The organism is Aquamicrobium defluvii (assembly GCF_004363725.1).
Lineage (GTDB): Bacteria > Pseudomonadota > Alphaproteobacteria > Rhizobiales > Rhizobiaceae > Mesorhizobium > Mesorhizobium defluvii.
Genome location: NZ_SNZF01000002.1, coordinates 13,666 through 27,889 on the forward strand (window position 1 = coordinate 13,666; position 14,224 = coordinate 27,889).

Below are 14,224 nucleotides of genomic sequence, written 5' to 3' on the forward strand. Positions count from 1 at the left end.
TTTATGCGGCGGCGGGAGATTTCACTTCCCCCAAAAATGTCCTAAGACGCCCCAACCTCTCCAGATACGGGATTTGAGCGATGACGGAACAGGACGCCAGCGCCGAGATGCAGGCAGCGCTTCTCTCCAGGGCGTTGCCCTACATGCAGCGCTACGAGAACAAGACGGTGGTGGTGAAATATGGCGGCCATGCCATGGGCGACACGGAGCTTGGCCGCGCCTTCGCCCGCGACATCGCCCTGCTCAAGCAGTCGGGCGTCAATCCCATCGTCGTGCACGGGGGCGGCCCGCAGATCGGCTCGATGCTGGAGCGGATGGGCATCGAATCCAAGTTCGAGGGCGGCCTGCGCGTCACCGACCAGAAGACGGTCGAGATCGTGGAGATGGTGCTGGCCGGCTCCATCAACAAGGAGATCGTGGCGCTCATCAACGCAGAGGGCGAATGGGCCATCGGTCTTTGCGGCAAAGACGGCAACATGGTGTTCGCCCAGAAAGCCCGCAAGACGGTCAAGGATCCGGATTCCAATATAGAGCGCGTTCTCGACCTCGGCTTCGTCGGCGAGCCGGTGGAAGTCGACCGCACGCTGCTCGACCTGCTGGCGCGCTCCGAGATGATCCCGGTCATCGCCCCGGTGGCTCCCGGCCGCGACGGCCATACCTACAACATCAATGCCGACACGTTTGCAGGCGCGATCGCCGGTGCGCTGAACGCCAAGCGCCTGCTGTTCCTGACCGATGTTCCCGGCGTCCTCGACAAGGACAGGAGGCTGATCGACGAGCTGACGGTGTCGCAGGCGCGCAAGCTGATTGGCGACGGCACCATTTCGGGCGGCATGATCCCCAAGGTCGAGACCTGCATCGAGGCCATAGAGCGCGGCGTGGAAGGCGTCGTCATCCTCAACGGCAAGACCCCGCATTCGGTGCTGCTCGAACTGTTCACCGAGCACGGCGCCGGAACGCTGATCGTTCCCTGAGCCTGAAGACGACCGCGGGCGGCCGCTCAGGCGGCCTCCGTGTCCCTCTTGTCGCTGCCGAAGATGACCAGATTGCGCCCCCGGTTCTTGGCCTCGTAGAGCCGGCGGTCGGCGCTGCGCATGAGTTCCGACACGGTCGCGCCCGGCTCGCATATGGTGCCGCCGATCGACACTGTGAGCGGGACGATGCGGTCGCCTTCGACCCTGAACCGGATCATCTCCACCTGCTGGCGGATGCGCTCGGCCACGCGGGCCGCCTCGTGCTCGTTTGCCCCGACCAGGAACGCTCCGAATTCCTCGCCGCCGATGCGGCCCAGGACATCGCCGGCGCGCACGCCGCCGCGCAGCGCGCCGGCGATCTGGAGCAGCGCCTCGTCTCCCGCAAGATGGCCGAAACGGTCGTTGATGGACTTGAAATGATCGGCGTCGATGATGAGCAGGGCCCCGGAATCGGTCTTGCGCCGCGAGCGCTCCAGAACGCCGAAGAAGCTTTCGCGATTGAGCATGCCGGTCATGTCGTCATGGCGTGCCTTTTCCGCCAGCCGCCGGTGGGCGGCTGCAAGCTGCGCATGAGCGCGCGACAGATCGCGATGCGCCGCCTGCAACCTGTCGTTCTGCCAGAACATATAGGCGCTGGCCGGCCAGGCGATGACGAGCGGACACGCGATGCACATGAGCAGGCCCAGTCCTCCGATGGAATCGCCGAAGAACGACAGGATCATCATGACAAGCAGCACGGAGCTGGCCGCCGATGCGACCGCCACCCAGAATGCCTTGAAGATCGCACGCGCCATACTCAACCCCCGGTCGCACCCACTATGCCGCAAAACCTGAAATTTGCGTTTCCTGGCGACAAAAAACTTCAGCCCTGCCGCTATGGACCTGAACCTGCCTGAACAGGCGATGAATAAGAAGCCATAACGAGATTTTCATGCAATAAGCCCGCCATGACACAGACGCCCGACGCCTCCCGATTCGCCCATGTCACCGACTGGGTCTTCGACCTCGACAACACGCTCTACCCGCACCATACGAATCTGTTTTCGCAGATCGACGTACGCATGACCGCCTATGTCTCGGAGTTGCTGACGCTCTCGCGCGAGGATGCGCGCGCATTGCAGAAGGAACTCTACCGCGAACATGGCACCACGCTCAACGGGCTGATGAAGCGTTACGGCATCGATCCGGACGACTTCCTCATGAAGGTCCATGACATCGACTATTCGTGGCTGGTGCCCGACCCGGTTCTGGGGGCCGCCATCCATCAGCTTCCGGGCCGCCGTTTCATCTTCACCAATGGCGACCGCACGCATGCGGAGCGCGCCGCGCGCCAGCTCGGCATTCTCGACCATTTCGACGATATCTTCGACATCGTCGCGGCGGACCTGACGCCGAAGCCTTCGCATGCGACCTACGAAAAATTCACCACGCTGCATTCCGTCATCGGAACGAATGCCGTGATGTTCGAGGATATCGCCCGCAACCTTGCGGTTCCGAAGAAGATGGGAATGACGACGGTTCTCGTCGTCCCCAACAATTTCGAGCCGACCTTCTCCGAAATCTGGGAAAGCGATCCCGACCATGAGGACGACGTCGACTACGTGACCGACGACCTCGCCGGATTTCTGGGAAGAATAGTTGCGGACAGATAGGCATTTCACCGGCCTGGAACGGCGCATTGACGAGGCCGCGCACCGGTTCCTCGCCGGTCTGCCCCGGCATCGTGTCGCCGACTCGCTGGTCGAATTTCTGGTCTTCGGGCTGAAGCAGGCGTGGGCATGCCTGTTCGGCGGGGCGATGCTGGGCCTCATCATCCTCACCCGCTGGCTGTGGCCGGAAGGCGGCGCGGGCTTCATCGCCCGCTACGACTTCCTGTTCCTTGCCGCCCTTTTCATCCAGCTCGCCATGCTCGTCTTCAGGCTGGAGGCATGGGAGGAAGCCAGGGTCATCCTCATCTTCCATGTCGTGGGCACGGCGATGGAAGTGTTCAAGACCCATGCCGGCTCATGGATCTACCCGGAAGAAAACCTTTTCCGCATCGGCGGGGTGCCGCTGTTTTCGGGGTTCATGTACGCCGCGGTCGGCTCGTACATGGCGCGCATCAACCGCATCTTCGACATCCGGCTGAACCGCTATCCGCCATTGTGGGCGACCATCGTCCTGGCAGGCGCGATCTACATCAACTTCTTCTCGCACCACTTCATGTGGGACGTTCGCTGGGTGCTGTTTGCGGCGACCTTCGCGCTCTACCGGCACACGACCATGCATTACCGCGTCTTCCGGTTCCGGCACAAAATGCCGCTGCTCGTCGCCTTCCTGCTGACGTCGCTCTTCATCTGGATTGCCGAGAACATCGGCACATGGTCGCGGGCATGGATCTATCCCAACCAGCATGACGCATGGGTACCGGTTTCGCCCGGAAAGCTCGGTTCCTGGTACCTTTTGATGATCATATCGGTCGTGCTGGTGACGCTTGTCCACCGGCCCCGGCCCTACATCGCGCAGGAAGAGCCCCGGGACGTGGCCGGCGACGCCGGGGAAACCGCGTGAGCGCTCAGAGCCTGTAGAATTTCCGGATCAGTTCCCAGGCCTCGTCGGCCGTGTCGACGAAGTCGATGATGTCCTGGTCGCCGGGGCTGATCGTGCCCTGTTCCGCCAGATAGTCGAGATCGACGGCACGCCGCCAGAATTCCTTGCCGAACAGGATGACGGGGACCCGCTCCATGCGCCCGGTCTGGATCAGCGTCAGCGTCTCGAACAGCTCGTCCATGGTGCCGAAGCCGCCGGGGAAGACAGCAACCGCCTTGGCGCGCATGACGAAATGCATCTTGCGGATGGCAAAGTAGTGGAAATTGAAGCACAGTTCCGGTGTCACATAGGGGTTCGGCGCCTGCTCGTGCGGCAGCACGATGTTGAGGCCGATCGACGGGGCGCCGACATCGTCGGCGCCACGGTTTCCCGCTTCCATGACGCCGGGCCCGCCGCCGGTCACCACCACGAATTCGCGGTAATAGGTGGCCGCGGACTGCTCCGAGCACAGGCGGGCGAACTTGCGCGCCTCGTCATAATAGACGCTGTTGAGCTCCAGATTGCGCTTCTGCGTCTCGTTCTTGGCGGCCCATGCCTCGCCGCCGGGCTCGGGAAGGCGCGCGCCTCCGAACAGAATCACGGTGGAGCGGATGCCCCGTTCGGCCAGCGTCATCTCCGGCTTCAGCAGCTCGAGCTGGAGGCGCACCGGGCGCAGCTCGCGCCGCGTCATGAAGTCCTCGTCATTCCAGGCAAGACGATAGGTCGCGGCGCGGGTCTGGGGAGTGTCGGGCACGCTGCGCATCCGCTCAAGGTCCTCGTCCGAGTGCGGCAGAGGCGTCCAGCCCGTCTTTTCTTCCGGATTCATCATGCGATATCCCAAAATGTCGGCAGCCGGAACGGGCTGCCGCGATTGACCCTCACCATGCCTTCAAATAGGGTCCGCGCGGCTTTCCAACCCGTTAAGAACTGCCCCACAAAGCATCCGCAGGAGCAATAGATGTCGCAGCCCGATCTGGCAAACCTCGAAACCACAATCGACCAGGCATTCGAACAGCGCGATCAGGTCTCGACATCGACGCGCGGCGAGATCCGCGACGCCGTGGAAACGTCCCTGAGACTGCTCGACAGCGGCGAGGCGCGGGTGGCGGAAAAACAGGCAGACGGCTCCTGGCACGTGAACCAGTGGCTCAAGAAGGCGGTGCTGCTTTCCTTCCGGCTCAATCCCATGGAGATCGTCAGGGGCGGACCGGGCGAATCGGGCTGGTGGGACAAGGTTCCCTCCAAGTTCGACGGCTGGGGCGCGATCGACTTCGAGAAGGCCGGCTTCCGCGCCGTTCCCAATTGCATTGTGCGCCGCTCGGCCTATGTCGCGCCCGGCGTGGTGCTGATGCCGTCCTTCATCAACCTCGGCGCCTATGTCGATGCCGGCACCATGGTCGACACCTGGGCGACGGTGGGCTCCTGCGCCCAGATCGGCAAGAACGTGCACCTGTCGGGCGGCGTCGGCATCGGCGGCGTGCTGGAGCCGATGCAAGCCGGCCCCACCATCATCGAGGACAATTGCTTCATCGGCGCGCGCTCCGAGGTGGTCGAGGGCTGCATCGTGCGCGAGGGTTCGGTGCTGGGCATGGGCGTGTTCATCGGCAAGTCCACCAAAATCGTCGACCGCGCGACAGGCGAGGTGTTCTACGGCGAGGTGCCGCCCTATTCGGTGGTGGTGGCCGGCACCATGCCGGGCAAGCCGCTGCCCGGCGGCGAGCCGGGCCCGAACCTCTACTGCGCGGTGATCGTCAAGCGCGTCGATGAAAAGACCCGTTCGAAAACCTCGATCAACGAATTGCTCAGGGACTGATCCTTGAACAGCTCACAGGATCTTTTCTGGCTTTTCTTCGGTGCCTCGGGTCGCATCAACCGTCGCGTCTACGCGATGGCGTGCGCCCTCTCCTACATGGCCCGCTTCTTCACTGCCTATCAGTTCGTACGCTACTCCACCGAAGCGCAACCGAGCGTGGCCTGGGCCACGATCATGCTGGTGGCGATGCTCCTGTCGCTGTGGAGCAACGTCATGCTGTCGATCAAGCGGCTGCACGATTGCGGCCTGCCGGGGGGCTGGGCGATCCCGACGATCCTGTTCGACATCCTCGCCGTCTTCGTCCTCGCGCTCATGCCCGGCAATCCCGGGCCGAACCGCTATGGAGAGCACACCAACCGGCCGCGATGAGAACTGTGCGGGACCGGTGACAGAGCGCATTGTTTGGACTATCGCTGTGACATGAAGCTGCCGACCGATCCCGCCGAAAACCTCGCTGCCCTGATCCGCTGCCCATCCGTCACCCCTGCCGAAGGCGGGGCGCTGACGGCGCTGGAGGCGATGCTCGTGCCGCTGGGTTTCACGGTCGAGCGGCCGGTGTTCTCGGCGGACGGAACGCCGGACATCGAAAACCTCCATGCACGCCGCTCCGGCGAAGGCCCGCACCTGATGTTCGCCGGACATACGGATGTGGTTCCGGCGGGTGACGAGGCCGCGTGGACGCATGCGCCCTTCGCCGCCGAAATCGTCGATGGCGTGATGTATGGCCGCGGCGCGGTGGACATGAAGGGCGGCATCGCCTGCTTCGTGGCCGCGCTGGCACGGCATGTCGGGGCGACCGGCGGGCCACGGGGACCGGTCTCGCTGCTCATCACCGGCGACGAGGAAGGCCCGGCCATCAACGGCACCGTCAGGCTGCTCGAATGGGCCGCCCGCAAGGGCGAGCGCTGGGACGCCTGCCTGCTCGGCGAACCGACCAATCCGGACCGGCTCGGCGACATGATCAAGGTCGGCCGGCGCGGTTCCCTGTCGGGCACCCTCACCGTGCTGGGGCGGCAGGGACATGCCGCCTATCCCCATCTTGCCGACAATCCGGTGCGTGGCCTGATGACCCTGCTGGACGCCCTGCTCGGCCCGCCATTCGATGCCGGCACGGAACGCTTCCAGCCGACCAATCTGGAAGTGACATCCGTGGATGTCGGCAACACGGCCACCAACGTCATCCCGGCGCGCGCGAGCGCCGCCTTCAATGTGCGCTTCAACGACACATGGTCCGCGGAGAGCCTTCAGGCCGAGATCCACAACCGGCTCGATGCGGCGAGCCGCCGCCGCAAATATCGCAAGGGCCGCAAGGAACCGATCGGGTTCGATCTGGCATGGCGCGACAATCCGAGCCACGTCTTCCTGACCCATGACGAAAAGCTGATCGGCACGCTTTCGCGCTCGGTCGAGGCGGTGACCGGCGTCCGCCCGGTCCTGTCCACGTCAGGCGGCACGTCGGACGCACGCTTCATCAAGGATTATTGCCCGGTTGTCGAATTCGGACTGGTCGGCCAGACCATGCACATGGTCGACGAGCGGGTGCCGCTCGCCGATCTGGAAACGCTGACCGAAATCTACCGGCGCTTCATCGGCAACTGGTTCGGAGAGCAGTGACGATCATGCTGTCGGCGGACGAGATCCAGACATCGCTTGTCGGCGCATGGCGCCTGATGATGGGCAAACCGGATGGGTTTCGCCTGCTGGATCTTTCCGCCGAAGGCTTCTGGAATTCGTTTCAGGCCATACTCGTGGCGGTGCCGGCGCTGATCCTCGGCTGGATCGGCGCAGCCAATGAAATCAGCGATCCCGCGGCCGCAACCGGGCGCTTTTCCATGGTGGTGAAGCTGGGGCTGGTCGATCTCGGAAGCTGGCTGCTGCCGCTTGTGGGGCTGGCCCTGGTGGCGCAGCATGTCGGCATCGCCAATCGCTTTGTGCATTATGTGGTGGCAAGCAACTGGGCTTCGGCCATCATCGCCTGGCTGCTATTGCCCCCGGCATTGCTCCGGCTGTTCCTGCCCTCGGCTACCGAAGCCGCCATGCTCGTTTCCCTGCTTCTGTTCGTCGCCTCGCTGGTGCTGACATGGCGCATGACCAACGCAGCCATCGGCAGGGGAGCGGCGATGGGCTCGGCCGTGTTCGCCGGCATGTTCGTTGCATCGCTGGTCGTGCTGTTCACGCTCCAGTCGCTGCTGGGGATCCCGATTCCGGGATAAGCCCCGTCTTGTCCGGCGCCGTGCCCGAGGCCTTTCAGCCGTCCGGGTAGTCCACCCCGGTCAGATAGAGCCCGTCGGGAGGCGCGACCTGCCCGCAGGCGGCCCGGTTGGCGGCCTCCAGCGCTGCCCCGAGATCCGCCGAAGTCCACGCCCCGTCGCCCACACGCTTCAGCGAGCCGACCATGGACCGCACCTGATTGTGCAGGAAGGAGCGCGCGGAGGCCCTGATCTCGATCTCGTCGCCAAGACGCGTGACGTCGAGGCGGTCCAGCGTGCGTATCGGACTGTTGGCCTGACACTGGGACGAGCGGAAGGTGGTGAAATCGTGCCGGCCGAGCAACAGCTGCGCGGCATGGTGCATGGCTCCCGCATCGAGCGCTTTGGGCACCCACCACACCTTGCCCTTGTCGAGCGCCGGCGGCGCGCGGCGGTTGGATATGCGATAGAGATAGTGGCGCCCGAGCGCGGAAAAGCGCGCATCGAAATCGTCGCCGACCTGCGCCGCGGCAAGAACGGCGACGCGTTCGCCGGCCTGCCGGAGATGGGCGTTCAACGCATCGCGCACCGTATCGCCGCGCCATTGCTTCATGAGATCGACATGGGCGACCTGGGCGGTGGCATGCACGCCGGCATCGGTGCGGCCCGCGCCACGGATCGAAACCGTTTCCCCGCTCAGCCTGAAAATGGCCTCTTCCACGGCCTGCTGGACCGTAGGCAAACCGGCCTGACGCTGCCAGCCCGCATAAGGCCCGCCGTCATATTCGAGATCGATCCGGTAGCGCGGCATGGCGGCGCTCTCAGGCGGAGGCTTCGGCGCCGAAGGCAGGCGCATAAACCAGCCGGCCCTCGAGCGGCGCGTCGCCCCAAGCCAGCGCCATCAGCTCCGCGCACTGGAAAACGCTTTCGAACCGCGCCGCGCGGTCGTGACGATAGCCGAAGCGGGAATAATAGGCCGGATGACCGAGCACCACGGCAAGGGTTTCGCCGGCATCGCGCAGGCGTCGATGCGCCTCCAGCACGAGCGCGCTGCCGATCCCGGTCTTCTGGAACTCCGGCAAAACCGCGAGCGGCGCAAGCGCCACGGCAGCGAAGCTGTCCCCGCCATCGCGCACGGCCATTCGCGTGAACATGACATGGCCGACAATCCGCCCATCCTCCTGCGCCACCAGTTCGAGCAGGTCGTCACCGGCAGCGGCGAGGGCCTCGACCAGATCGGCCTCGTCGCTGCGGCCAAACGCCCTTTCCTCGACGGTGCGAATGGCCGCCCGATCCCCGGGCCTTGCCTCGCGGATAGCGCTCATGACAGCTTCGCTCCGGCGGCGAGCCGCGAGCCGCGCACGAACTCGCTGGCGGAGACGGCGCGCGAGCCGGCGCGCTGCACCTCGACAAGCCGCACCGCGCCCGTGCCGCAGGCGATTGTGAGTTCGTCATCGAGCACGGTTCCCGGCCCTCCCGAACCCGCAGCCCCCCCACTATTTGCCCCCGCCCCCTTCGCCAGAGTGGAGCGCAGGAGCTTCAGGCGTTCAGGCTTGCCGCCCGTCCCGAACTCGCACCATGCGCCCGGAAACGGCGACAGGCCGCGAATGTGATTGTGCACCTCCTGCGCGGGGCGGCTCCAGTCGACCCGCGTTTCAGCCTTGTCGATCTTTCTCGCGTAGAGAGCCCCGTCTTCGGGCTGCGGCGTGAAGCCGAGGGTTCCGGCCTCCAGCTTCGCCAGCGCCTCCACCATCAGGGCCGCGCAGGCCGGCATCAGCGCATCGTGCAACTCGCCGGCGGTCATGTCCGCGCCGATTTCCGTGCTGTGGGTCAGCGCGACAGGGCCGGTGTCGAGCCCTTCTTCCATGCGCATCACCATGACGCCGGTTTCCGTATCGCCGGCCATGATGGCGCGCTGGATGGGAGCGGCACCGCGCCAGCGCGGCAAAAGCGACGCATGACCGTTGAGACAGCCGAAGCGGGGCGCGTCCAGAATGGCGCGGGGCAGGAGCAGGCCATAGGCGACGACAACCGCCACGTCGGCATTCAGCGCCCGGAAAGCTTCCTGCTCATCCATCCCCTTGAGAGAAAGCGGTGTGAAAACCGGTATGCCCAGCCTCCCGGCCTCACGGTGAACCGGTGAAGCGGTGAGTTCCAGCCCGCGCCGCCCCGCCGCGCGCGGCGGCTGCGTATAGACCGCGACGATCTCATGCCCGGCTTCGGAGAGGGCGCGAAGCGTGGGCACCGGGAAATCCGGCGTGCCCATGAAGACGACGCGCAACGCCATGGATCAGCCGACGAGCCGGCCGGCCGGCTTCTCGCGTGCCAGCTTGCGGAACTTGCGCATGACCATGTCGCGCTTGAGCTTTGAAATATGGTCGATGAACAGCACGCCATTGAGATGGTCGATTTCATGCTGAAGGCACGTCGCCATCAGCCCCTCGGCCATCATTTCCTGTTCCCTGCCGTCACGGTCGACATATTTCACACGCACGGAGGCGGGGCGCTCGACTTCCGCGTAATATTCGGGGATCGACAGGCAGCCCTCCTCGTAGACGGAGCGTTCGTCGCTCGAGTCCAGGATTTCGGGATTGACGAAGACATGCGGGGCCGGTTCGTCATCTTCCTTGGCCAGGTCGATGACCAGAAGGCGCAGCGGCAGGCCGATCTGGATCGCGGCGAGGCCGATGCCCGGTGCGTCGTACATCGTTTCCAGCATGTCGTCGGCGAGCCTGCGCAGCGAATCGTCGACACGCTCGACCGGTTTGGAGACCTGTCGCAGCAAGGGGTCGGGAAGGATGATGAGCGGCTTGATGGTCATTGCGCTCACGTAAGACCTCGCCAGTTTCCCGTCAACCGGGAAGGTTGGCACATGTTCACGTTTTGATCTGGTGACGGGAAGCGAATCTGCTAGGATATGTTAATGAGCGACCTGCAAAGTCCCTTCTCCCTGCCAATCGCGCGGCTCGGCGCCAGCACCTTCACGCTCGGCCAGTTGCTGGTTTTGACCGCTCTCCTCTTCGCCATTCTGCTCATGGTCATGGTTGTTGCCCTGTGGCGTGCAGCGAAGGCCCGTGCCGAGGCAGCGGCGGAAGCTGCGGACAACGCCCGCGATGCGGAAGCGCGGATGGCCGAAATCATGCGCAGTCAGGCCGAAATGCAGGGGCGCATGGGCGCGATCGCCGACGTGTTCGGCTCCCGGCAGGCGGAACTGACGCAATCGCTCAGCCAGCGCCTCGACGCCATGAGCGGCCGGCTGGGCCAGACCATCAGCGAACAGACCCGTGCCACCCACGAGAATCTCGCCAGACTGCAGGAACGGCTGGCCACAATCGACAGCGCCCAGAACAACATTCAGGCCCTGGCCGGGCAGGTGGTGCAGCTTCAGGCGATCCTTTCCGACAAGCAGACGCGCGGCGCGTTCGGCCAGTCGCGCATGGAAGCGATCGTCGCTGACGGCCTGCCGATGGGCTCCTATGAATTTCAGGCCACGCTGTCCAACGGCAGCAGGCCGGATTGCCTCGTGAAAATGCCGAATGGCGTGCCTTCGCTGGTCATCGACGCCAAGTTCCCGCTGGAGGCATGGAACGCCATTCGCGCCGCCGAAACGGGCGAGGCGCGGAAGGCGGCGGCGCAGGCATTCCGGCGCGACGTTGAAATCCATATCCGGGACATTGCCGGAAAATACCTCATTCAGGGGGAAACGCAGGACACGGCCTTCATGTTCGTGCCCTCCGAATCCGTGTTCGCCGAGATCCATGAGAATTTCGAAGCGCTGGTGCAGCGCGCGCATCGCTCGCGCATCGTCATCGTTTCACCCTCGCTGCTCATGCTGTCGATTCAGGTCATACAGGCGATCCTCAAGGACGCCCGCATGCGCGAGCAGGCGCATGTCATCCAGGGCGAGGTGATCCGGCTGATGGAGGATGTGGGCCGACTGGACGAGCGGGTGCGCAAACTGCAAACGCATTTCGGACAGGCATCGAAGGACATCGACGACATTCTCGTCTCGACCTCCAGGGTAACGAGGCGCGGGCAGAAGATCGAGGCGCTGGAATTTGGGGGCGCTGCGGCCGAAGCCGAAGCCGGCAAGGACGACGGCGCCGCTGCCCCCATGGCCGCCTCCAGGACCGGGCAATTGCGGCTGCGGATTGTCGAGGAGGCCGAATAGGCCGGGTCGCTGCGGGTTTCTGGCGGCAGCGGTCCCCCTGCCTTCGTCTTTCCGTGCGTTCTCCGGGTCCGGGAAAAAGGTCGATGTCCGTGACCCGGCCCGTCCGGTTCCATCGGCGGGCAAGGATGAGTCTGCCTCAGCCGTAATTTCGCAGACGCTCCCGCGCATTGCTGCGTTGCAATGGCGACCCTTGATCCCTTTGCGGCCCGGCCTTATGTCACGGACCGTGGGGACGGCCCCATGGTTTCAGAACCGGGAAAGGACCTGAAATCCCTGTTTCCGGTCGGGACGACCCGCCCTATGACGGAGCGTCCCATGAGCTGGTTTCTGCTTTTCATCGCCGGTCTTTTCGAGGTGGGCTGGGCGATCGGCCTCAAATACACCGATGGCTTTACGAGGCCGCTGCCAACCCTGCTGACCGTTGTTTCCATGGTGATCAGCATGGTGCTGCTCGGCCTTGCGCTCAAGCATCTGCCGGTCGGCACAGGTTACGCCGTCTGGACCGGCATCGGCACCGTGGGCACGGCGCTGCTCGGCATTTTCCTGCTGAACGAGCCGGCCACGGCAGCAAGGCTTGCCTGCATCGCGCTGATCGTGGGCGGCATCGTCGGCCTCAAGCTGGCGACCTGATCCGCACCGCAAAGCGCCAAAGCGCAGCAGGCAGTCCCATCAGGCGGCCTGCTGCAACCGCCCGCCTGTTCCGGTTTTTTTCCGCGCCTGCAAAACGATAGTGCATGGCAAAAAAGACCTGAAGCGTGTCGCGATCTTTCAGATTCGCTCCTTACGCTTCGGGTTCTTGTTTTACGCATGTCGTTGCCCCGAAACCGGTCCCACTTTCAGGCGACACGCTTAAAGGCCGGTCCCTGTTCGGGGCCAGCCTTTCAAGATTCCAGTTTTGTCGCGGTCAGCGGCCGGAGAAGCCCGGCGGCAGGCGGCCGCCGCGGGCCTTGCGGGCCGCATAGCGGGCATCGCGCTTGGCCTTGCGTTCGGCCTCAAGAGCCAGTTCGGCGGCAATACGCTCGGCTTCCTCGGCTTCGCGGATGCGGGCCTGCTCGGCGGCGATACGCTCCGCCTCGGCGCGCTCGGCCGCTTCACGGGCCAGCTTTTCCTGCTTCAGACGGGCCTTCTCGGCCTCGCGCTCGGCACGGGCGGCCAGAATGGCCTCACGCTCGGCCTTGCGGGCCAGAACGCGCGGATCGTCTTCCGCCGGACGCTGCTTGAAACGCTCGAGAAGAGCCTTTTTTGCATCACTAGCGGCATTGCGCCGCTCAAAAATGTCTTTTTCCCTGTAGATAGCCAACTTTACTTCCCTGAAATCGGTTCGCGTGCCCTACATACGGGTCCAACGCCAGACTTCAAGCACCAAAACGGCATGTCTGCCATGAAATCCCGGCATGTTGCACTGCGACGACACATGGTCATGCGGCGTTTGCGGTGAACAGGCCGGCTCCCTATATCCAGCGGGACCTGACACGGAAACCCGAAATGACCTCACTCTCCGTTCTCGACCTGTCGCCCGTCACCGAAGGCGGTACGGTCGCCCAATCGCTCGCCAACACGCTGGACCTTGCCCGCCACGCCGAAAGGCTCGGCTACAGGCGCTACTGGCTGGCCGAGCATCACAACATGCCGGGCATCGCCAGCGCCGCCACTTCCGTGGTCATCGCCCATGTCGCAGCCGGAACGAGCACGATCCGGGTGGGGGCAGGCGGCATCATGCTGCCCAACCATGCGCCGCTGATCATCGCCGAGCAGTTCGGCACGCTGTCGGCGCTGCATCCGGGCCGCATCGATCTCGGCCTCGGCCGCGCGCCGGGCACCGACATGCTGACAGCGCAGGCACTGCGCCGCAATCTCGACGCGTCGGTCGACAATTTCCCGCGCGATGTCGTGGAACTGATGGCCTATTTCCAGCCGTCCGCGGAAGGCCAGCGCGTGCGCGCCATTCCCGGCGAGGGCGAGAAGGTGCCGGTCTGGATTCTCGGTTCCAGCCTCTATGGCGCGCAGCTCGCGGCGATGCTCGGCCTGCCCTATGCCTTCGCCTCGCATTTCGCGCCTGCCGAAATGGAGCGCGCGCTGGAACTGTACCGCTCGCGCTTCGAGCCCTCGGCGCATCTCGACAAGCCGCATGTGATGCTCGGCCTCAATGTCGTCGCCGCTCCCACCGATGAGGAAGCACGGTTCCTGTTCTCATCGCTCCAACAGGCTTTCGTCAATCTGCGCAGCGGGCGCCCCGGCAAGCTGCCACGCCCGGTGGAAAACTATGCCGAACAGCTCGGGGCACAGGAGCGCGCCATGCTCGGCCATGCCCTGTCCTGCGCCATCGTCGGCTCACCGGAGACGGTGCGGCTCGGGCTCGATGCCTTCATCCGCCGCACCGGGGCGGACGAATTGATGGTGACGGCGCAGGTTTTCGATCATGCGGCGCGTGTTCGCTCGTTCGGGATTCTCGCTGAGCAGCATCGCGAACTGGCAAAGGCCGCTTAGCGCCTTGCTTGAGGCGACCGCC

Annotated in this window: 17 protein-coding genes; 10 read left to right on the plus strand and 7 right to left on the minus strand. The window is 64.6% G+C overall.

What is annotated here, in order from left to right; translation table 11 throughout:
• The first annotated feature begins 80 nt into the window (after positions 1-80).
• Complete coding sequence (gene argB / locus DES43_RS01415) at positions 81-974, plus strand: acetylglutamate kinase (RefSeq protein ID WP_035026509.1); 894 nt, start codon at positions 81-83, stop codon at positions 972-974.
• Positions 975-1,000: 26 nt separating this feature from the next.
• Here the strand turns inward: argB and DES43_RS01420 are convergent, their stop codons facing one another.
• Positions 1,001-1,768 (minus strand): GGDEF domain-containing protein, encoded by a 768-nt coding sequence (locus DES43_RS01420; RefSeq protein ID WP_035026506.1) that lies wholly within the window; start codon positions 1,766-1,768, stop codon positions 1,001-1,003.
• 153 nt (positions 1,769-1,921) lie between these two features.
• Between DES43_RS01420 and DES43_RS01425 the strand changes: the two genes are divergently transcribed.
• Positions 1,922-2,626, plus strand: a complete 705-nt coding sequence (locus DES43_RS01425) for a pyrimidine 5'-nucleotidase (protein WP_035026504.1) — start codon at positions 1,922-1,924, stop codon at positions 2,624-2,626.
• Entirely contained in the window at positions 2,613-3,524 is a 912-nt protein-coding gene (locus DES43_RS01430; RefSeq protein ID WP_133674776.1) for a DUF817 domain-containing protein, read from the plus strand. Before DES43_RS01425 ends, DES43_RS01430 begins: the two co-directional genes overlap by 14 nt.
• A gap of 4 nt (positions 3,525-3,528) precedes the next feature.
• Here DES43_RS01430 and DES43_RS01435 read toward each other — a convergent pair whose 3' ends face one another.
• The gene (locus tag DES43_RS01435) at positions 3,529-4,368 is read right to left on the minus strand and encodes an LOG family protein (RefSeq protein WP_035026596.1); all 840 of its coding nucleotides are present in this window, start codon (positions 4,366-4,368) and stop codon (positions 3,529-3,531) included.
• 132 nt (positions 4,369-4,500) lie between these two features.
• On the opposite strand from DES43_RS01435, the gene dapD reads away from it, so the two are divergent.
• From dapD to DES43_RS01455, 4 genes are read left to right on the plus strand one after another with little or no spacing between them, the layout of a single operon-like run.
• Positions 4,501-5,355, plus strand: coding sequence for a 2,3,4,5-tetrahydropyridine-2,6-dicarboxylate N-succinyltransferase (gene dapD, locus DES43_RS01440; RefSeq protein ID WP_035026500.1), 855 nt, complete (start codon positions 4,501-4,503; stop codon positions 5,353-5,355).
• Positions 5,356-5,358: 3 nt separating this feature from the next.
• Complete coding sequence (locus DES43_RS01445) at positions 5,359-5,724, plus strand: DUF805 domain-containing protein (RefSeq protein WP_035026498.1); 366 nt, start codon at positions 5,359-5,361, stop codon at positions 5,722-5,724.
• Positions 5,725-5,775: 51 nt separating this feature from the next.
• A complete protein-coding gene (gene dapE, locus DES43_RS01450; RefSeq protein ID WP_035026591.1) occupies positions 5,776-6,969 on the plus strand; it encodes a succinyl-diaminopimelate desuccinylase in 1,194 nt (397 codons plus the stop codon).
• A gap of 5 nt (positions 6,970-6,974) precedes the next feature.
• Complete coding sequence (locus DES43_RS01455) at positions 6,975-7,568, plus strand: hypothetical protein (RefSeq protein WP_035026588.1); 594 nt, start codon at positions 6,975-6,977, stop codon at positions 7,566-7,568.
• A gap of 34 nt (positions 7,569-7,602) precedes the next feature.
• Here the strand turns inward: DES43_RS01455 and truA are convergent, their stop codons facing one another.
• Genes truA through def form a run of 4 tightly spaced genes read right to left on the minus strand, consistent with a single transcriptional unit; the run spans position 7,603 to position 10,365 of the window.
• Complete coding sequence (gene truA, locus DES43_RS01460; RefSeq protein WP_035026496.1) at positions 7,603-8,355, minus strand: tRNA pseudouridine(38-40) synthase TruA; 753 nt, start codon at positions 8,353-8,355, stop codon at positions 7,603-7,605.
• A 10-nt stretch (positions 8,356-8,365) separates the two neighbouring features.
• Positions 8,366-8,869, minus strand: a complete 504-nt coding sequence (locus tag DES43_RS01465) for a GNAT family N-acetyltransferase (RefSeq protein ID WP_035026493.1) — start codon at positions 8,867-8,869, stop codon at positions 8,366-8,368.
• Positions 8,866-9,831, minus strand: coding sequence for a methionyl-tRNA formyltransferase (gene fmt, locus DES43_RS01470; protein WP_035026490.1), 966 nt, complete (start codon positions 9,829-9,831; stop codon positions 8,866-8,868). The genes DES43_RS01465 and fmt overlap by 4 nt, the downstream gene beginning before the upstream one ends.
• Positions 9,832-9,834: 3 nt before the next feature.
• Positions 9,835-10,365: a peptide deformylase gene (gene def / locus DES43_RS01475; protein ID WP_035026487.1), complete on the minus strand. Its 531-nt coding sequence runs from the start codon at positions 10,363-10,365 to the stop codon at positions 9,835-9,837.
• 102 nt (positions 10,366-10,467) lie between these two features.
• On the opposite strand from def, the gene DES43_RS01480 reads away from it, so the two are divergent.
• Both DES43_RS01480 and sugE read left to right on the plus strand, forming a co-directional pair.
• Complete coding sequence (locus DES43_RS01480; RefSeq protein WP_035026485.1) at positions 10,468-11,715, plus strand: DNA recombination protein RmuC; 1,248 nt, start codon at positions 10,468-10,470, stop codon at positions 11,713-11,715.
• Between the two features lie 315 nt (positions 11,716-12,030).
• Complete coding sequence (gene sugE, locus DES43_RS01485; protein ID WP_035026585.1) at positions 12,031-12,345, plus strand: quaternary ammonium compound efflux SMR transporter SugE; 315 nt, start codon at positions 12,031-12,033, stop codon at positions 12,343-12,345.
• 274 nt (positions 12,346-12,619) lie between these two features.
• Here sugE and DES43_RS01490 read toward each other — a convergent pair whose 3' ends face one another.
• Positions 12,620-13,015 carry a DUF6481 family protein gene (locus tag DES43_RS01490; RefSeq protein WP_035026483.1) on the minus strand — a complete coding sequence of 132 codons (396 nt, stop codon included), beginning with the start codon at positions 13,013-13,015 and terminating at the stop codon, positions 12,620-12,622.
• Positions 13,016-13,200: 185 nt separating this feature from the next.
• On the opposite strand from DES43_RS01490, the gene DES43_RS01495 reads away from it, so the two are divergent.
• Positions 13,201-14,202 (plus strand): LLM class flavin-dependent oxidoreductase, encoded by a 1,002-nt coding sequence (locus tag DES43_RS01495; protein ID WP_035026481.1) that lies wholly within the window; start codon positions 13,201-13,203, stop codon positions 14,200-14,202.
• The last annotated feature ends 22 nt before the right edge of the window (positions 14,203-14,224 follow it).

What these genes read in the sequence shown, in the direction of transcription:
- argB (WP_035026509.1), top strand. Translation starts at nt 81, where the DNA reads ATGACGGAACAGGACGCCAGCGCCGAGATGCAGGCAGCGCTTCTCTCC.
- DES43_RS01420 (WP_035026506.1), bottom strand. Translation starts at nt 1,768, where the DNA reads ATGGCGCGTGCGATCTTCAAGGCATTCTGGGTGGCGGTCGCATCGGCG.
- DES43_RS01425 (WP_035026504.1), top strand. Translation starts at nt 1,922, where the DNA reads ATGACACAGACGCCCGACGCCTCCCGATTCGCCCATGTCACCGACTGG.
- DES43_RS01435 (WP_035026596.1), bottom strand. Translation starts at nt 4,368, where the DNA reads ATGAATCCGGAAGAAAAGACGGGCTGGACGCCTCTGCCGCACTCGGAC.
- dapD (WP_035026500.1), top strand. Translation starts at nt 4,501, where the DNA reads ATGTCGCAGCCCGATCTGGCAAACCTCGAAACCACAATCGACCAGGCA.
- dapE (WP_035026591.1), top strand. Translation starts at nt 5,776, where the DNA reads ATGAAGCTGCCGACCGATCCCGCCGAAAACCTCGCTGCCCTGATCCGC.
- DES43_RS01455 (WP_035026588.1), top strand. Translation starts at nt 6,975, where the DNA reads ATGCTGTCGGCGGACGAGATCCAGACATCGCTTGTCGGCGCATGGCGC.
- truA (WP_035026496.1), bottom strand. Translation starts at nt 8,355, where the DNA reads ATGCCGCGCTACCGGATCGATCTCGAATATGACGGCGGGCCTTATGCG.
- DES43_RS01465 (WP_035026493.1), bottom strand. Translation starts at nt 8,869, where the DNA reads ATGAGCGCTATCCGCGAGGCAAGGCCCGGGGATCGGGCGGCCATTCGC.
- fmt (WP_035026490.1), bottom strand. Translation starts at nt 9,831, where the DNA reads ATGGCGTTGCGCGTCGTCTTCATGGGCACGCCGGATTTCCCGGTGCCC.
- def (WP_035026487.1), bottom strand. Translation starts at nt 10,365, where the DNA reads ATGACCATCAAGCCGCTCATCATCCTTCCCGACCCCTTGCTGCGACAG.
- DES43_RS01480 (WP_035026485.1), top strand. Translation starts at nt 10,468, where the DNA reads ATGAGCGACCTGCAAAGTCCCTTCTCCCTGCCAATCGCGCGGCTCGGC.
- sugE (WP_035026585.1), top strand. Translation starts at nt 12,031, where the DNA reads ATGAGCTGGTTTCTGCTTTTCATCGCCGGTCTTTTCGAGGTGGGCTGG.
- DES43_RS01495 (WP_035026481.1), top strand. Translation starts at nt 13,201, where the DNA reads ATGACCTCACTCTCCGTTCTCGACCTGTCGCCCGTCACCGAAGGCGGT.